This is a genomic window from Vibrio sp. V03_P4A6T147 (genome assembly GCF_002241085.1).
GTDB classification, from domain to species: Bacteria; Pseudomonadota; Gammaproteobacteria; order Enterobacterales; family Vibrionaceae; genus Vibrio; species Vibrio anguillarum.
Genome location: NZ_NDIO01000047.1, coordinates 17052 through 33016, shown reverse-complemented (window position 1 = coordinate 33016; position 15965 = coordinate 17052). Strand labels below are relative to the sequence as shown.

Here is a 15965-nt window from a genome sequence, read left to right as displayed (position 1 = left end):
GTCTGTAATGCAAAACAATGACAGTTCACCGAGCAAATTTAGCGTTGCAAAAGAGATACTTTCGGCAAAGATAAACGCATTTATTCCTATTCTGGGTATTTTCTTGTTTGTGTTTACTTTCGCGATAGTTAAAAACTTTTATGACACTAACCGGCAGGCAACCCGCTTCGGTGAACAAGCCATTACACAACTGGAACATCACATCAATCAAACGTCGGATGAACTGAACCAGTTAAGTAAAAACATTTCAAAGCACTGCCAAAGAGAAGACATCATTGCTCTGAGGAGCTATGTATTTCGCTCGAAAATGGTCAAAGAAGTGGGCATGTACAACGCTCACGGGACTATTTTTTGCACCAGCAATGAAGGCCATACCACCATTCATTTATACAAACATATTCTTGACAGGCTTAAACAATCTCCAACGAATACGACCATTTCATTAACAAAATCTCGCAGTAAAGAGCAAACATTTTTTGTCTATGCTTCACAGCCAGATATGAGCGGCCTCAATGCACTGATGCCTCCAGAACAGTTTATGAACCTAGTCGCTCCTAAACTTGCCAAATGGCACTACGGCTATCAGGTCAACGTGTTAAGCCAAAGTATTCGCAGTGATCAGGAAGAGATCGATTCTGCTCATACTAGCTTTCTCTTTAAATCCGAGCATTACCCACTCTCAATTCAGATCTACTTAAATAACGGATCTTATGCTTACCATTTTCTCGATAACTTATGGCTTGTCTTGCTTACAGCAAGTATTATCTCTTTGATTTATCTTGCTTATCACAACTATTACCTCAGCCGAAACACCTTAGAAGTCTCTTTGAGAGAGGCAATATCAAACCATCAGTTGGAACTCTATTTACAACCGATCGTCGACATTACCGAGAATAGAATTGTTGGTAGCGAAGCGCTACTGCGTTGGAATGAACCCTCTCAAGGCTATATTTCACCCACCATTTTTATCCCGTTGTCAGAGCGTATTGGCGTGATTCACCAAATCACCTACCGTGTGTTGAAATTGGTGACAGAATGTGTGGAGCAGCACAAACATGCGTTGCACGATCAATACATCAGCATCAACGTCAGCCGGTTATTGATCATTGATAATTACTTTATGGATTACATGAAACGCTACGCGGCAAAACACCCAGCCATTGTTCCACGACTTCTGTTGGAGATCACCGAGGACAACCATTTCAACGTGGACGAGTTGAAGTTAGCCATGGAAAACTTACAGCGACTGAAACAGCTAGGCTTTAAAATCGCCATTGACGATTTTGGTACCGGCTACTCAGGCTTAAATTTTATCCACCAACATGACTTCCATACTCTCAAAATTGATCAAGTGTTTATTAAAAGCTTGCATCAAAATTCAGCCATTACTTCGGTGTTAGTGTCAATGATTAAACTAGCAAAGCAATTGAACATGCGGCTGATTGCTGAGGGCGTTGAGAACCAAGATCAGGTGAGAGAATTAGAGCTGTTGGGTGTACGTTACATCCAAGGTTTTTATTATTCTGAACCTATGTCTGTGGATGCTTTCTTCCGATTCACCCTGTCCGCCAAGCAGATCGCACACCGCTAATCACGCGATCAATCGAACGGCGGTTTAAATTCAGTTACGACTTAAATTGAGCTTGCAGCGCACGGCTGACGGGTAACTTATCATGACCAATCAAGACGTACATTTTACCCGTGAACTCTTTTTTCACTTTATCTATCTTGGCAACATTCACTGCCGTTGAACGGTGGATTTGCCAAAACTGATTCGGGTCAAGCTGTTGCAGCAACTCTTTCAATGAACTGCGCAGTAAGAACTCCTGCACTCCAGAATCACTCTTTACGTATATGGATAAATATTTGTCTTCGGCTTTAGCGTACAACATATCCGCCACCGAAATCAGGTGAATATCTTCACCTTTTTGAACTTTTAACCAGCTTAAAAACGACGGCGATGCCTGTTGGCTTATATGCTGTATCTGCTGTAAAAGGGTTTGCAAATCAGGTAATTGTCGCTCAGAAGAATGCTCGGCTAATCTTAGCTGCAACTTAGTACAGCACTGCACTAAACGCGCTTCAGAAAGCGGTTTCAATAAATAATCCGCCGCATTGGCTTCAAAAGCTTGAATGGCATACTCGTCATAGGCGGTGATAAATACAATCAGTGGTGGCTTTGCCAAACCAGCCAATTGCCTCGCAAGCGACATACCATCCATTTCTGGCATTCGAATATCAATAAAGGCCACCTCAGGCTGATGCTGCTCAATCATGGACAATGCCACGCGTCCATTTTCGGCTTGCGCGACAATATCGAGCTCTGGCCACACTTCTCCTAATGCACGGTTTAAATGATGCCGCAATAACGGTTCATCATCAGCAATAATAGCGGTCGCAGAGACAGTACTCATGTGGCACTTCCTTGTAGTTGGTCCAATAATAGCCGCTTTATTCTAATCGTTGCCGTCACGCCAGCATCATGATTTTGGGCGATAGTGAGATACGCATCATCAGCGAATAGGCCGCTTAAGCGTTGGCGAATATTATCCAACGCAATACCATGCCCTGCTGAAAGAGCACTCGGCTGCAATCCAATGCCACTGTCACAGACACTGACTTCAAACCACTCGTCATAAATTTCACTTTTGATGGTCACTTTCCCCCCCGCGGCTTTAGGCTCAATACCATGGCTAACAGCATTCTCAACCAAAGGTTGTAACAGCATCGGCGGCAAAGGAATGTCATCCGCTGCGCCAGGCATTGCAATCTCATAATCCAGCCGATCACCTAAACGAATTTTTTGAATACCCAAATACGCATCGACTAAATGTAACTCTTCACGTAGCGTTGTGGTGCGATTGCGGTTACTACGCAGCGACCCACGCAATAAGTCGGTTAGTTTTTCGAGCATCATTTGCGCTTTATAAGGCTCAGAGCCAATCAACACGCTGATATTGGCAAGCGTATTAAATAAGAAGTGTGGTTCAATTTGACTTTGTAACTGCTGCAACTGGCTCAAAATCAAGGCTTTCTCTTGTTCAGATTGACGCCGTTTGGAGGCTTCCAGCGCTTTTTCAGCAATCAGCTTTTGTTCATGCGCGTAGAAGTAGAAAAAGCAAACGCCAGTAAAAACGAAACCGAGAAAAATCACCGGTTTCATTGCTGAAAAATGACTAAAGTGCGCGTATTTACTAAGCCATAAATAAGCGTGTAACGTACCGAAAATCATCGACCCCGTGAGCGAAAAAACGTTCACTAAGCGTGCGGACAACTGCGGTGCGAAGCGACTCAGTAAGTGAGCAATGGCCACTGCGCTGTAACCGTAGCCAAAGCTTATTGCTAAGTGCAACGTGATATCACTGGGCCAAATAGCCTGAGTGGTAAAGGCGATCACCACACAAAACAGCGAAGTAAATAGCAAGCTTTTGGCAAGATTTCGAATCTCAACTTTCTCGCACATTAGAATTTCCCTTTCATATTTAATAGAATCATATGCTTATCTGGTAAGTTTGCATATGTAGAGTCAGCAGGCCCAGTCATAAAACGTGCGGCCAGTTCGATTTCGATAGAGGCTGTACCCGAATCGTACACTGAGTAATTGAGCCATTGGGTAGCGATCACGCCGCCATCTTGCGGTGCAATCAGCACATCAAGTGTCGGCACTAAGCCTTGCAACCATTCAATACTCTGGCTCCACTGCCAATGACGCCAAGCTTGGCTATCTAACGAAGCATGCAACATCACATTATGCTGCACGAGATTCACGTGGTTATAGCCTTGTGCGTAAGACCAACCTAACGCTTGATTATGCTGATAACGAACCGAATCCGCGTTGGTCTGCGCTTGTTGCCACTGCTCTTTTCCCCAACTGCGACTGTCGAACCAATATTCTGCAATGACGCTTTGCCCATCACTTCCCGACCAGTTGAACCCTACCAGTGCCTGATAGCCTTGCGTTCGTGATTCAAGAGCCATGCGCGATTCAATCTCTTGTTGTTCAGAGTAAAGTGCTTGAGCCAACGCGCTGGGCTGTTGGTACGCCAAATAATGACGCTGATAGAGCGCTGACGCATGCACTTCCCATGCGTCAGTGAGCACAGTAACAAACGAGCTACCCAGCACGCCGCGTCGAACGTCATCATAATAAGCAATCGCCTGCCATTCGGCATTGCCCATCAACTGATAACGCCTTACGCCCGCCCCTTGTTGTTCGGTCATTTGTTGTAATTCGCTGCCTTGCTGCTCTGTCCAAGAAGAATCCGTATAAAAAAGCGTCCATTCACCTTGCTGGTCATAATAAGAAGCAGAGAGCGTTCCGGCCCCCTCTTCTACCTGAATACCGACCGGATTGCGGCGATAAGGCTGAAAGAGATCAAGCGGACGATAACCGTAGCCCACTCCCCAATCCAAGCGCACTTTTCCTAGTGTCAGCTCAAACGGCACATCAGCCAGCACTAGGCTGCCTTGCCAAAACAGTTCTTGTAGAATGAACTCGCTGTCAGCGTGCTGCTGTGCATCGCTACTCCACAAGGCGTTTTGTTTGATAACCACTAGACCCAACCAGCCATGCCACCTCATTTCTACATCCAATAACGCCTCAATCTGCTGCGTATCGCGTGCTTGATTACTAGGAAAAAAAAGGCTGTCGCGATGCGCCGTGGTGGATGCGCTCATTACCCAATCCCAATCAAAACTGGGGGCTTCTGCCCGCGCAGCTAAGCTCAATACGCTGGTTAAAAAAGCGAACGCAACACGCTTCATCTCATAACTCCGATAGACTGTTACGAGTCAGATAGGCGGGGTTGTAATATTTTTCATCTAGCTCCATGGGCTCGATGTGTTGATACTCAACCACCGTTTTTTTGGTCGGTTGAATTTGATCAAGCAGCGTCATACTGGTTACGCGCATTCGTCCCTCTTTTTCACCAGCGCGAAACCAAGCCTGCTTGGCCAGTTTCCCAGAACGTAAATACAAAGAAGCTTTGATTGGGAAATCGTTCTCTTTATCCAACCATAAGATAATTTGCTGGTAGTTCGCCCCTTCTGTGACAGCCAGTAATGACAACTTATGTGTCAGGTAAGGTTGACCATTGGGTGTTTCTATCTGCTCTTCACCCATCAATTGACTTTGGTAATCCTCGCTCCACGTCAGTGTTGAAATATCGCCCACCGAAGCCTCACCAAGCAGTTTTTGCATTGGCGTAATACGAATAGGGCGGCGGCTTTTGGGCATCAACAACCAGTAGTTTTCATCGAGCATCAGCATTTTTTGCCCCGCTTCAACGGAGGATTTGAACACCACTAACGAGTCGCGATTGGCTTTGGTATACACGTGATATTGACGCGTTTTATCGAGCTCACCACGTTCATAAAGCGACACCAAAGAGACGACTTTAGCCGCGCTGTAACCAAGGCGATATTGGTCGGCGTTTTTGGTCATTTGCCCAGCATCTAGCGCCGTCCAGCCAGCGGCCGAGTAGCCACCGCTAAGCGTGATCAGTAATAACATCATCCATTTATACATAAACCAGTGCCTCCGTGATTGGCTTGTTGACTCCTTTGCGTGCCGACAACCAAGCCGCTGCAATACAAATGCTGAGTACGCCAAACGCACTCAGCAGAACCAATTCCCATGAAAAATAAATATGTAAAGGATACCCTTCCGTGCGTCCCGGTGGTGGTGGCATTTGCACATCGACTACCATCAATAACACGCTTGTTAGGGCATTGAACGCCGCACCCACCAGCGTGCCTAAAATGGCTAGCAGTACGGCTTCGCGCATGAAGCTGGCGACGATTTCATTTGGGTAAGTGCCAAGCGCCGACAGCGTTCCGATTTCACGTGTTCTCTCCGTGACCGACATGGTTAAGGTGTTAAATAGCGCGACGAAAACCACCAACCCCATCACCAAGCCCATGATGCCGAAGATGCGATCGTAAAGATCTTTTACTTTTTGATAAAAAAACGCGCGCTGCTGCCAAGGCGTCACTTGAATCGCTTGGCGAAGGCTCATTAATGACAGTTTGTTTTCAACCCAATGCCGCATGGTTTCTGTCTGTTCGGTGCTAAACAAAAACAGCGATAAGGTGCTCACTTTATTCGAAGCTAACAGCTCAGAGGCCGATTGAATGTGCAGATACAATTGGCGTTTATCCAATTCAGGCACACCCGTGGAATAGATGCCGTGCACTTTGAAATCAACCGCGTTGAGCGCGCCATCAGCGGTACTGGTCAGTAAAGTAACCCAGTCACCAATCGACACGTTTAAGTTTTTGGCGAGATCCACCGCCAGCATCACTTCCGGCTCACTCGCATCAAATCGAGGGGAGTCAATATTGGACAAGGTTTTGCCTTGGCGAACGTCCAAAAATGGCCCTTTCATATCAAACTCTTTATGGTTAACGCCGGAACCGACAAAAATGGTCGATTTGCTACCGTTAGAGACCAACCCGCTAAACTCAATGCGTGGCTGAATGCCTCGTATCCGCTTATCGTCGATTAATCGCTCAACAATCAACGCACTGTCGGCAATCCCATTAGCCAGTGGTGACTCTTCATCTTGATCAAAAAAGCCCGGTTGGCTGAGCGTTAAATGCCCGGTGTCGCGCGCAGTGGATTCGCGCAGTGCTTGGTAAGTGTAAAGGCCAAATCCTCCGGCGCTGGTCAATGCGAAAACAGCAATGGCAATGATCAATACCGAAAGCAGGCTGCGGCGGCGATTGCGCAGTAAATTCAGCGCCGCCATACGCCATTCCATAGAAATCAGCTTGCCCATTTCATCGCCTCCTGAATCACTTTGCCATCCACAAGCTGCAAGGTTCGGTCACAGCGGTTGGCCATGCGCGCGTCGTGCGTAGCCACAATAAAAGTGGTGCCCATTTCGTGGCCAAGGCTTTTCATGATGTCGATCACCATATTGGCGGTATGGCTGTCTAAACTGGCGGTCGGTTCGTCGGCAATCACCATTTCAGGGTTATGGATCAGCGCACGCGCAATGGCTACGCGCTGTTGCTGGCCGCCAGAAAGATGATCCGGCCGGTGGTGAGCCAGCGTTTCTAACCCCACTTTGGCTAGCATAGTGCGCGTTAAAGTACGCTGATCGCGCAGGCTGTAGCCGTTTAGCATCAATGGGTAAGCAATATTTTCCGCCGCTGTCATCACCGGAACTAAGTTGAATTTTTGGAAAACGAAGCCTAATTTTTTGCGGCGCAGCGCCGCCGCCTCTCTTGGATCGGTTGGGTAAGGGTAACCCGCCAGTTCAATGTCACCTTGGTAATCTTGATCAAGCAGACCCAAGATATTGAGCAAAGTGCTTTTTCCCGAACCTGACGGGCCGCACAGCGCTAGCATTTCACCTTGTTTGACTTCGCCATTCACCGCGCTCAACGCCAGCAGCGGCTGCATACCTAATTGATAGGTTTTACTGATCTGTTCAAATCGTAGCATTTTGTTGCCCTCCCTCATTCGCTTTTCAATTCATGCGTTTTTTCAGTCAATCCGTTTTCAATCAACGCATTTGTAATCAAAGCCTTGGCTTGGATGATTTGCGGATGCTCTGCTGGCTGGTTGTCAACTTGCTTGCCTTGCTTCTGATGAGTTTGCATCTGAGCAAGCCATTGCTCTGCTTGAGGAGTGTCGTTGGCACGAAGGGCGGCTTGAATGGCGTATCGATAAACCCATGCGGTGGCGGCAAAAGGTTGTGCAGTTAATTCGGGTTCAACAAGAAGGTCGAGATACAAATCATAACCACGCTCAAAATGGTTGAACATATCGGGCAGTGAGGTGTAAGTCGCGGCCGAAACCGCGCGCGTTAAATAGCTATCCGGCAGCCCCATGACGCGCTCTTGTTCAGCAAGCGGCTGCGGGTGATTGCTGAGTAAAGTCAGGCCTTTGTCTATGGTGGCCAAGCCCTCTTCGACGTATCTCATCTTATTCCAAGGCATGAATGCATCACGCCCTTGCAGGGTTTGTGCACTGCCCAGATAAGCTAAGCTGAGCGGTTTGGCCCCTTGCTGTTTAATCAACTGCTCTAGTTGGTGAAGCACAAGATCCACTTTGTCACTGTCGCCTTCGGCCGCTTGGTTGTACTGCATAATTAAAGCGTCGCTTGGATTAGCTTGAACAGCCGTGATGCTTAGCAGCAACCCGACACTGAGTAGCAGTTTGCGAAGTGAGCGTGAATAAGAAAATGTCGTCATCATGATGGTCCCTTTCATTCGTTGGTGATGAAATTTGCTTGATGACGACAGATTACGCAGCAAATAGGCCAGATGCGCCACTTTGCGATAAAGGGGGATTATGCAGCGTTAATGGCAGGCTGGATGACGTGAATGGGAAGTCGACAAAAAAACCAGCCACTGAGGGCTGGTTGGGAGAGTGAGATTAAAACCTAATCGTAATACTGAAATAATAGCAATACGAAAAGCGTATCGCGGGGCAAAAACATCTGTTTTCAAAAGCATCTGTTCCAAAAAACATCCGCTCTATGGCACGCCATGCCCTTTGGCGGCGACCCAAACCCGATACCACTGCTCGCGGGTCAGTTCTAAATCAAGCGCAGCAATTGCCGCTTTGACGCGGTTAATCTTACCAGAGCCAATAATCGGCAGCGGCTTAGAAGGCAGACGCAGTACCCAAGCGTAAATAACCTGATCAATACTGTCTGCGCCGATCTCTTGGGCGATCGCTTCTAGCTCACTGCGCACACGTTGGGCTTGTTCAGTCTGACCGTTAAAAATCTCGCCGCCAGCTAAACAAGACCAAGCCATTGGGCGAATGCGCTGCGTTTGCAAATGATCCAAAGTGCCATCGTGCACCACATCGAAGTTGAGCGGGTTCATCTCCACTTGGTTGGTCACTAACGGTTTACCTAGGCGAGATTGCAGCAGTTCAAACTGGCGCGGGCTGAAGTTCGACACACCAAAGTGCTTCACTTTGCCCACTTTGCGCAGTTCAGAAAACGCTTCGGCGACTTCATCGGCATCCATCAAGGCATCTGGGCGGTGGATCAACAGCAGATCGATTTCGCTCACACCAAGTCGTTCCAGCGAATTATTGACCGACTGATAGATATGCGCAGAACTGGTATCGTAGTGGTTTATCTTACGCTGCGGCGTTTTTTCGCCACACAAATTGATGTCGCACTTAGTGACGATTTGGATCTGCTCGCGCAGCGCGGGCTCCAGCGCTAAGGCTTCACCAAACAGTTTCTCGCACTGGTAGTTACCGTAAATATCCGCATGGTCAACCGTGCTAATGCCCAATTCAATGTGCTGTTTTAAAAACGTTAAACGCTGTTGTGGCGTCATGCCCCAATCTGCCAAACGCCAGTAACCTTGTACTAGCTCTGAAAAATCTGGCCCTTGCGGCGCGATTGTTACTTTAGCAACCATTGGTTGTCTCCTTTGACTTAATTGCCGTCATCCTAAGCAGGTTTCGATGACGGCTCAATGAATCTACCGAATAAGTTAAGATTACGCGCCGAAGTTGTGAGATTCACTACACGTTGACAATTTATATCGCTGGAAAATTCATCGCTTCTACGCCCCCAAGCCATGCTTTGTGATCAACGCCAAATTCTTAAGGCTTAGGCACAAGAATGATGTCAACTTCTCTCTCTGCTTTTATTGTTAGCGATGAAGCACCTCGCCCTACAGCGACTGACGATAATGCAAAAACGAATCACCCTAACCCATGAAGGCCAAGGATAGAGCATGAAATTCTCCACGTTAACACTCGCACTTTGCGCTGCCGCGCCTGTTGTGTTTGCCGCGCCCAATCTGACCATTTCGACCACCACGACTAGCCGCGACTTTCCGCTGGATGCGAAAACGCCTTTAGTCATTCCCTTGACCAAAGAAAGCTACACAATAAAAGTGTCAGGGATTGAGGGCCAGTGCAGCGCGCCAGCTCAGCAGAGCATCAAATTCAACGCGCCCATTGCTCTCAATTGTGGGCAAGAAACCGAACTGCCGCTGACGATACGTTTCACTGGCGATTACGCCTTCGCTTATGATGACGAGCAGCAGACCTTAACCTTTGTCCGCCAAGCCAAAAAATCCACTACTAGCAAATTTAAACGGCCGATACCGAGTGTTTCGTGCGAGCAGTACCAAGGCGGCGAAGTGACCTTACAACTGGGCAATACGTTCCCCGATGGCACACGACTAAAAGAGACATTTACCGGCCAAATCCTCAGCGTAAAAAATAGCCAAGTCACCTTAATGCCGTCACCAACCAGTGGTGGATTGGTGCTGCTTGCCCCCGCAACGGATGCCGCCAGCGAACCCTTTACCTACCGCAATGCCACGATTTACTTTGTGATGGTGGACAGATTCAACAATGGTGACCCAAGTAACGACAATAGCTATGGCCGTAAAAAAGATGGCAAAGAAGAAGTGGGCACTTTCCACGGTGGCGACCTAAAAGGTGTGATTGCCAAACTCGATTACATCAAAAGCTTAGGCACCGACGCGATTTGGCTTTCGCCGATTGTGGAACAGGTGCACGGTTTTGTTGGCGGTGGTGACAGTGGCTCGTTCCCTTTTTATGCCTATCACGGTTACTGGACGCGTGATTTTACCAAGATCGATCAAAATTTTGGTGATGAGGAGGATCTCAAAACGCTGGTCACTGAAGCGCATAAACGAGGCATAAAAATCTTGCTCGATGCGGTGCTCAACCATTCCGGCTACGCCACCTTGGCTGACCTGCAATTTGATCAGATTGAGGTGGTTAATCCCCAAAATTTACCGCAAAAATGGGTTGATTGGATGCCGAAAGCTGAAGAAAACTGGCACAGCTACAATCAATCCATTGATTATCAAAGCGCCAACTGGTCGCAGTGGTGGGGCAAGGATTGGGTTCGCGCTGGGTTGCCCGGCTACCAGAAACCCGGATCTAGCGATATCACGATGACGCTGGCCGGCTTACCGGATTTTCGCACTGAATCAACACAAGCGGTGACGCCGCCGCAGTGGCTACTTAATAACCCCGGCACTCGCGTGGTAGCGCGCGAACAGTATAGCGTTACCGATTACTTAATTGAGTGGCAAACCGATTGGGTTAAACGCTTTGGTATTGATGGTTACCGCGTCGACACCGTAAAACATGTGGAAGGCGAGGTATGGCGACGCTTAAAAAGCGAGGCATCACGCAGTTTAGATGCTTGGCGCGAGCAAAACGGGCAGCAAGGGCAACCCTTTTGGATGATGGGCGAAGTATGGGGCCATTCAGCTTACCGCAGCCCCTATTTTGATGATGGCTTTGATGCACTGATCAACTTTGATATGCAAAAAAGAGTCGATAAAGGCGCAGCCTGCTTAAGCCAAATGGCGATGGTGTACCGCGACTACGCGCAAACGCTAGCGAAATACCCAGATTTTACCCCCGTGAGCTACCTCTCTTCTCACGATACCGAGCTGTTTTTTAGCCGTTTTAACTCCTTTGAAATGCAGCGTAATGCCGTCAATGCATTGCTTCTTGCACCGGGTGCGGTGCAAATTTACTACGGTGATGAAGTCGCACGTCAAGTTGGCCCTTACGCCGATGATTTTCACCAAGGCACGCGTTCTGACATGGTGTGGTCACTGGATGAAGAGCGACAAGCGCTGCTGAAGCATTGGCAAACGCTAGGCCAATTTCGTCAATCACACCCTGCCATTGGCGCAGGTATTCATCATGAGATTGAACAGCAAAATGCCTATCTGTTCTCTAGAACGTTAAATAATGACCGTGTCGTTATTGCTTTTGTTGGCCGTTAAACCCACCACAGAGGTAGTTGCAAACACCATAGTGACTGCCTCTGTTTCTTCACCATTTTTTTGGTCAAATAATTTAAACTCACCCACCAAAACATCAATATTATGAACGTGTTGAAGCATAAAAATTAACTTTAGCACAAGCTAAACCAATTACCCTGCCAAATAAGCACAACTCTACTGGTCATACCAAAACTGTCAACTTTTCATTTGATTTACAAATACTTACACACTATCATTCGCCGCTAATTGAAATAAAGACATCATTTTCTTTGACATATCAACAACACAAAATTAACATCTCGCATTGCAATGCCATTACCATAACAAGGCCTTAGGAGGTCGAGAATGATCATCAAACCCCGCACGCTACTCGCGCTATCAATATTGACAGCGTTTAATGTTCACTCTGCAGGCTTCCAAGTGGCAGAGCATTCAGCCTCAGGGCTAGGACGTGCTTTCTCTGGTGAAGGAGCGGTGGCCGATAACGCGAGTGTGATTGCACACAACCCCGCAGCCATGACACGGTTTGATACGACGCAGTTTTCTGGTGCCCTGTCCATCGTTGACCCAGAGGTTGATGTATATGATGTGAAAAACCAACAGAAAATGAACGATGTTGCGCCACTGCAAGTAGTTCCCGCGGCTTACTACGTCAGTCCAATCAATGAAAAATGGGCTTGGGGGATGGGAATATTCACTACTTACGGCGTAGCTACAGACTACCCTAATGATATTTATGCAGGCGATCTTGCAGGCGATACTTCTCTTCTTTCTGTCAATTTAAACCCGAATATTGCCTACCGTGTTAACGAACAGCTTAGTCTCGCTGCGGGTATTAACCTCGTCTATGCCGAAGCAAAACTGACACGACATAAAGGTGCTTTAGCCGTATTTACTGGCGGCTCTGCCTCTGACAACCTAGTCGGAATGACTGGCGAAACCATAGCTTTGGGCTGGAACATAGGTAGCTTATATGAGTTCAACCAAAACCACCGTGTCGGTTTTGCTTACCGCTCTGCTGTTGATCTGGATTTTGATGATGGTGAGTTTTCAAGCTATAGCTCAGGTGTTGCAACAAACGCTGTTGTTGAAGGACGTTTAAAAATCACGCTACCTGCGATGTGGGAAGTTTCCGCATTTCACCAACTCACTGATAGCGTGGCGTTGCATTACGGGTACCAACGTACCGACTGGAGTTCATTCAAAGAGTTAAAAGCAACGTCATCACAATGTACCAACGGAGAGTGTTTTTATAAATCTGAAAAGTATGAAGACAGTGGCCGTTGGTCATTGGGTTCAACTTATCAATTAAACTCGACTTGGACACTACGCGCCGGTTTTGCTTTTGATGAACAAGCGGGCGAAGCCACATTGAGTATTCCAGATAGCGACCGTTATTGGTATTCAGCGGGCGTGAGCTACGTGATCAGCGACTCGCTATCCATTGATGCAGGTTTTGCACTGGTGAAAAGTAAAAGCGGCACGTTTACCGAAACCAACAAACTCAATGAAACATTGACGTTTGAATCGCAAGGGACTGCTTGCCTTAGCGCTATTCAACTTAACTACACATTCAACTAAACTCAGGGATAAGTCATGCTTAAAACAACATTCAAAATATCGCTGCTCTGCTCTGCGTTATGGTTAGTCGGTTGTGGTGATGAAACGAACAGTTCGGGAGCAAGCACAACACCCACTTACGAAGCCTACATTCAAGACGCGTTAACACGCGACACCAGCATAAAATTCACGCTCAGTGGCGCAAACGCAAACGTACCACTGCCCTCTTTTGCACTCATGAATGCCAAAGACGGCACGTTAGAAATTCCAACCAAGGGTGATGACGCCTTAACCAATCCAGTCGCCGCTATGGGCACAATGGATGGTTGGTCAACATCAATGCCACTGTTTTTAGACTTTGAAGGCGCAGGATTGGCTGACGGTCTTATCTCTAACGGTATTTATTTAATTGAGCTGACCGACAGTATGATTGGCAGCCCAGCGGTTAAAAATGTGCTGACATTGAACACCGACTTTGCTGCCATCGCCAGTGCCAGCAGCGATAAAATTGCGATCGTGCCAAACAAAGCGCTCAACCCTGCCAGTGAATATATTTTAGCCGTGACAGATGAGATTACCGATGTAAATGGCAATATTGCAGGCACATCCAGCAGCTACGCCGCGTTGAAGTCCAAAGTGAAAATCTATACCGATGATAAGCTAGAGGCACTACAAAAAGTGACCCAAGGCGTGGAAAGCATTTTCGCTTTGGCAGGGGTGGATCAAACCAAGATTATTTATTCAACGTGGTTTAGTACTCAATCTGTTGGTCAAACACTTTACAGTGTGAAAGGCGCCACCGCCGCAGGCCTTGCAACGACAGATATTGGCAACATTTGGAAGCAAGGTGCGAACCCAAACAACCTTAATTTGAGCGCCGCTTACACCATGAGCTTTGGTGCTACAACCGATTTTGTAACCGCACTTAATAACGATGCAAATTTTCAAACTTACATTGGCGCAGAAAAAACAACCGCTAAAGCGTTTATTGAAAATGAATACACAACCAGCAGTTATAACGTTAATGTCACGACTGGAACGGTTAAGCTCCCTTATTATTTAGAGAAAGGAAGCAACTGGAACTCACAGCCGTTTGAATCAGCAATGCCAAGTTTGGCCTTGATTAAAAATGCTTTGGCAGATGACAATGAAAAAGCCACCATCGCCAATCAGCTCATTGCTAACAATATCGACGTGACTCAACTAGCAACCAGCCCAAGTGAACAGCTTAAGCTAGTGGGATTGACCCTCACAAAGTCTGATGGCAGCGCACTCGATCCTCAGCGCATCATTACACGCTATAGCCCTGTACCTAAGGTGAAATCGTTAGAAGACGTTGATTTCTTACTGTTTACTCCTAACGCGGGAACAAACTGGCCGATCGTGATTTACCAACACGGTATAACTTCTGTTAAAGAAGATGCGTACTTCACAGCAGCACATTTAGCCAATGCTGGTATCGCCGTGATTGCCATTGATCAGCCACTGCATGGTGCTCGCAGTTTAGATGCACAGCGCTCAGCTAATGCCGATATTCTAGCGTACCTCAATTTGAACAACTTGGCCGTCGCTCGTGACAACACGCGTCAGAGTATCTTAGATATCATGGGGCTGCGTGCGGCCATTACTTACTCACAAAGTGCAGGGTTGTTTGTTGGTTCTCAATTAGCAAACGCAGCCAATACCGCGGCGATGCCACCAAAATTCCTTGGCCACTCATTGGGAGGAATCGTCGGCTTAAGCGCTGTCGCGAACGCGAACCGCACTATCGGTGATGCTAGTGGTGATGCGCTGTATAAATTCTCTGGAATGGCCATTGCAAACTCAGGTGGTCAAATCGGTAACTTGTTAATGGGTTCAGCAAACTATGGCCCACTCATTAAACATAATCTCGCCTTAAGTGCAAGCCCCAAATACAAAGCATTCGCCGACCAATACTGTCCAGGGTTAACAGAGAAAGTTTGCTACACCACGTTTGAAAACACAGCCTCTGCCTCAGACAAAGCAGCACTGCAAAGTCAGTTGGATCAATTTACCTACGCGACTCAAACCTTGCTCGATACTATGGATCCATACACAAACGCAAGTTACCTAATCAGTGGTGGAACCGCGACAATCCCTACTTATTTATTGCAAGTGGCGGGAGACGAGAGTGTACCTAACAATGTCACAAATACACGTGCAGGCACCGAACCCCTAGCAATACTATTGGGATTAGCCAACGCAGTACCCTCTGATGTAATCACTAATACGTCTAAAGTCTTCGTAAAAATGGACAGTGGTACACACACAACCTTTCTCGCACCGCAAGATACGGCCGATGGTGTGCTTCGCGCTGGAGCGCTATCACAACTGGCTATTTTCTTGAACTAACCGAGTAAACAGGCTGTTTACTTATTCAAACAGCTTCCTTATTTGGAAGCTGTTTGAATTCTCCATCTACTGACTGCATCAAATTATTCACCTATCCACAGTGGTAATTTATTTCGAATGGAATGGATGTGTAAAAACAGCCAAGATCAACCTGAAATCTGGAAATATCCCAGATAAAAAGATCAAAACCATCTATAAGCTGACATAAATAAGAAAAAGTTATTCGAGGTAATTCACATTTCTCCCACCCACTCCTTTTTGTTTTA

The 15965-nt window shown here is 47.1% G+C and carries 13 protein-coding genes; 4 read left to right on the top strand and 9 right to left on the bottom strand.

Annotated elements, in window-relative coordinates; all coding sequences use genetic code 11:
• Positions 1 to 7: 7 nt before the first annotated feature.
• On the top strand, positions 8 to 1591 hold the full coding sequence (locus B9J84_RS01800; protein ID WP_094123406.1) for an EAL domain-containing protein: 1584 nt from the start codon (positions 8 to 10) through the stop codon (positions 1589 to 1591).
• Between the two features lie 34 nt (positions 1592 to 1625).
• Here the strand turns inward: B9J84_RS01800 and B9J84_RS01795 are convergent, their stop codons facing one another.
• The 8 genes from B9J84_RS01795 to B9J84_RS01760 form a co-directional block, all read right to left on the bottom strand.
• Complete coding sequence (locus B9J84_RS01795) at positions 1626 to 2414, bottom strand: LytTR family DNA-binding domain-containing protein (protein WP_017048167.1); 789 nt, start codon at positions 2412 to 2414, stop codon at positions 1626 to 1628.
• Positions 2411 to 3463, bottom strand: coding sequence for a sensor histidine kinase (locus tag B9J84_RS01790; RefSeq protein ID WP_094123405.1), 1053 nt, complete (start codon positions 3461 to 3463; stop codon positions 2411 to 2413). Before B9J84_RS01790 ends, B9J84_RS01795 begins: the two co-directional genes overlap by 4 nt.
• A complete protein-coding gene (locus tag B9J84_RS01785; protein WP_094123404.1) occupies positions 3463 to 4764 on the bottom strand; it encodes a hypothetical protein in 1302 nt (433 codons plus the stop codon). The genes B9J84_RS01790 and B9J84_RS01785 overlap by 1 nt, the downstream gene beginning before the upstream one ends.
• A 1-nt stretch (position 4765) precedes the next feature.
• Positions 4766 to 5527 (bottom strand): outer membrane lipoprotein-sorting protein, encoded by a 762-nt coding sequence (locus B9J84_RS01780; RefSeq protein WP_094123403.1) that lies wholly within the window; start codon positions 5525 to 5527, stop codon positions 4766 to 4768.
• Positions 5520 to 6779, bottom strand: coding sequence for an ABC transporter permease (locus B9J84_RS01775; protein ID WP_094123402.1), 1260 nt, complete (start codon positions 6777 to 6779; stop codon positions 5520 to 5522). The genes B9J84_RS01780 and B9J84_RS01775 overlap by 8 nt, the downstream gene beginning before the upstream one ends.
• The gene (locus B9J84_RS01770) at positions 6767 to 7450 is read right to left on the bottom strand and encodes an ABC transporter ATP-binding protein (protein ID WP_179217501.1); all 684 of its coding nucleotides are present in this window, start codon (positions 7448 to 7450) and stop codon (positions 6767 to 6769) included. The genes B9J84_RS01775 and B9J84_RS01770 overlap by 13 nt, the downstream gene beginning before the upstream one ends.
• A gap of 14 nt (positions 7451 to 7464) precedes the next feature.
• On the bottom strand, positions 7465 to 8283 hold the full coding sequence (locus B9J84_RS01765) for a hypothetical protein (RefSeq protein ID WP_094123400.1): 819 nt from the start codon (positions 8281 to 8283) through the stop codon (positions 7465 to 7467).
• Between the two features lie 204 nt (positions 8284 to 8487).
• A complete protein-coding gene (locus B9J84_RS01760) occupies positions 8488 to 9396 on the bottom strand; it encodes an aldo/keto reductase family oxidoreductase (RefSeq protein WP_094123399.1) in 909 nt (302 codons plus the stop codon).
• Between the two features lie 321 nt (positions 9397 to 9717).
• Here B9J84_RS01760 and B9J84_RS01755 point away from each other — a divergent pair, with 321 nt between their 5' ends.
• Positions 9718 to 11766, top strand: a complete 2049-nt coding sequence (locus B9J84_RS01755) for an alpha-amylase (protein WP_094123398.1) — start codon at positions 9718 to 9720, stop codon at positions 11764 to 11766.
• Here the strand turns inward: B9J84_RS01755 and B9J84_RS16195 are convergent.
• Complete coding sequence (locus tag B9J84_RS16195; RefSeq protein WP_017049245.1) at positions 11725 to 11886, bottom strand: hypothetical protein; 162 nt, start codon at positions 11884 to 11886, stop codon at positions 11725 to 11727. The two genes, B9J84_RS01755 and B9J84_RS16195, sit on opposite strands and share 42 nt — an antisense overlap.
• 225 nt (positions 11887 to 12111) lie before the next feature.
• Between B9J84_RS16195 and B9J84_RS01750 the strand changes: the two genes are divergently transcribed.
• Together B9J84_RS01750 and B9J84_RS01745 are read left to right on the top strand one after the other, a co-directional pair.
• On the top strand, positions 12112 to 13347 hold the full coding sequence (locus tag B9J84_RS01750) for an outer membrane protein transport protein (protein ID WP_094123397.1): 1236 nt from the start codon (positions 12112 to 12114) through the stop codon (positions 13345 to 13347).
• A gap of 15 nt (positions 13348 to 13362) precedes the next feature.
• Positions 13363 to 15699: a VolA/Pla-1 family phospholipase gene (locus B9J84_RS01745; protein WP_094123396.1), complete on the top strand. Its 2337-nt coding sequence runs from the start codon at positions 13363 to 13365 to the stop codon at positions 15697 to 15699.
• Positions 15700 to 15965 lie beyond the last annotated feature (266 nt).

What these genes read in the sequence shown, in the direction of transcription:
- B9J84_RS01800 (WP_094123406.1), top strand. Translation starts at nt 8, where the DNA reads ATGCAAAACAATGACAGTTCACCGAGCAAATTTAGCGTTGCAAAAGAG.
- B9J84_RS01795 (WP_017048167.1), bottom strand. Translation starts at nt 2,414, where the DNA reads ATGAGTACTGTCTCTGCGACCGCTATTATTGCTGATGATGAACCGTTA.
- B9J84_RS01790 (WP_094123405.1), bottom strand. Translation starts at nt 3,463, where the DNA reads ATGTGCGAGAAAGTTGAGATTCGAAATCTTGCCAAAAGCTTGCTATTT.
- B9J84_RS01785 (WP_094123404.1), bottom strand. Translation starts at nt 4,764, where the DNA reads ATGAAGCGTGTTGCGTTCGCTTTTTTAACCAGCGTATTGAGCTTAGCT.
- B9J84_RS01780 (WP_094123403.1), bottom strand. Translation starts at nt 5,527, where the DNA reads ATGTATAAATGGATGATGTTATTACTGATCACGCTTAGCGGTGGCTAC.
- B9J84_RS01775 (WP_094123402.1), bottom strand. Translation starts at nt 6,779, where the DNA reads ATGGGCAAGCTGATTTCTATGGAATGGCGTATGGCGGCGCTGAATTTA.
- B9J84_RS01770 (WP_179217501.1), bottom strand. Translation starts at nt 7,450, where the DNA reads ATGCTACGATTTGAACAGATCAGTAAAACCTATCAATTAGGTATGCAG.
- B9J84_RS01760 (WP_094123399.1), bottom strand. Translation starts at nt 9,396, where the DNA reads ATGGTTGCTAAAGTAACAATCGCGCCGCAAGGGCCAGATTTTTCAGAG.
- B9J84_RS01755 (WP_094123398.1), top strand. Translation starts at nt 9,718, where the DNA reads ATGAAATTCTCCACGTTAACACTCGCACTTTGCGCTGCCGCGCCTGTT.
- B9J84_RS16195 (WP_017049245.1), bottom strand. Translation starts at nt 11,886, where the DNA reads ATGCTTCAACACGTTCATAATATTGATGTTTTGGTGGGTGAGTTTAAA.
- B9J84_RS01750 (WP_094123397.1), top strand. Translation starts at nt 12,112, where the DNA reads ATGATCATCAAACCCCGCACGCTACTCGCGCTATCAATATTGACAGCG.
- B9J84_RS01745 (WP_094123396.1), top strand. Translation starts at nt 13,363, where the DNA reads ATGCTTAAAACAACATTCAAAATATCGCTGCTCTGCTCTGCGTTATGG.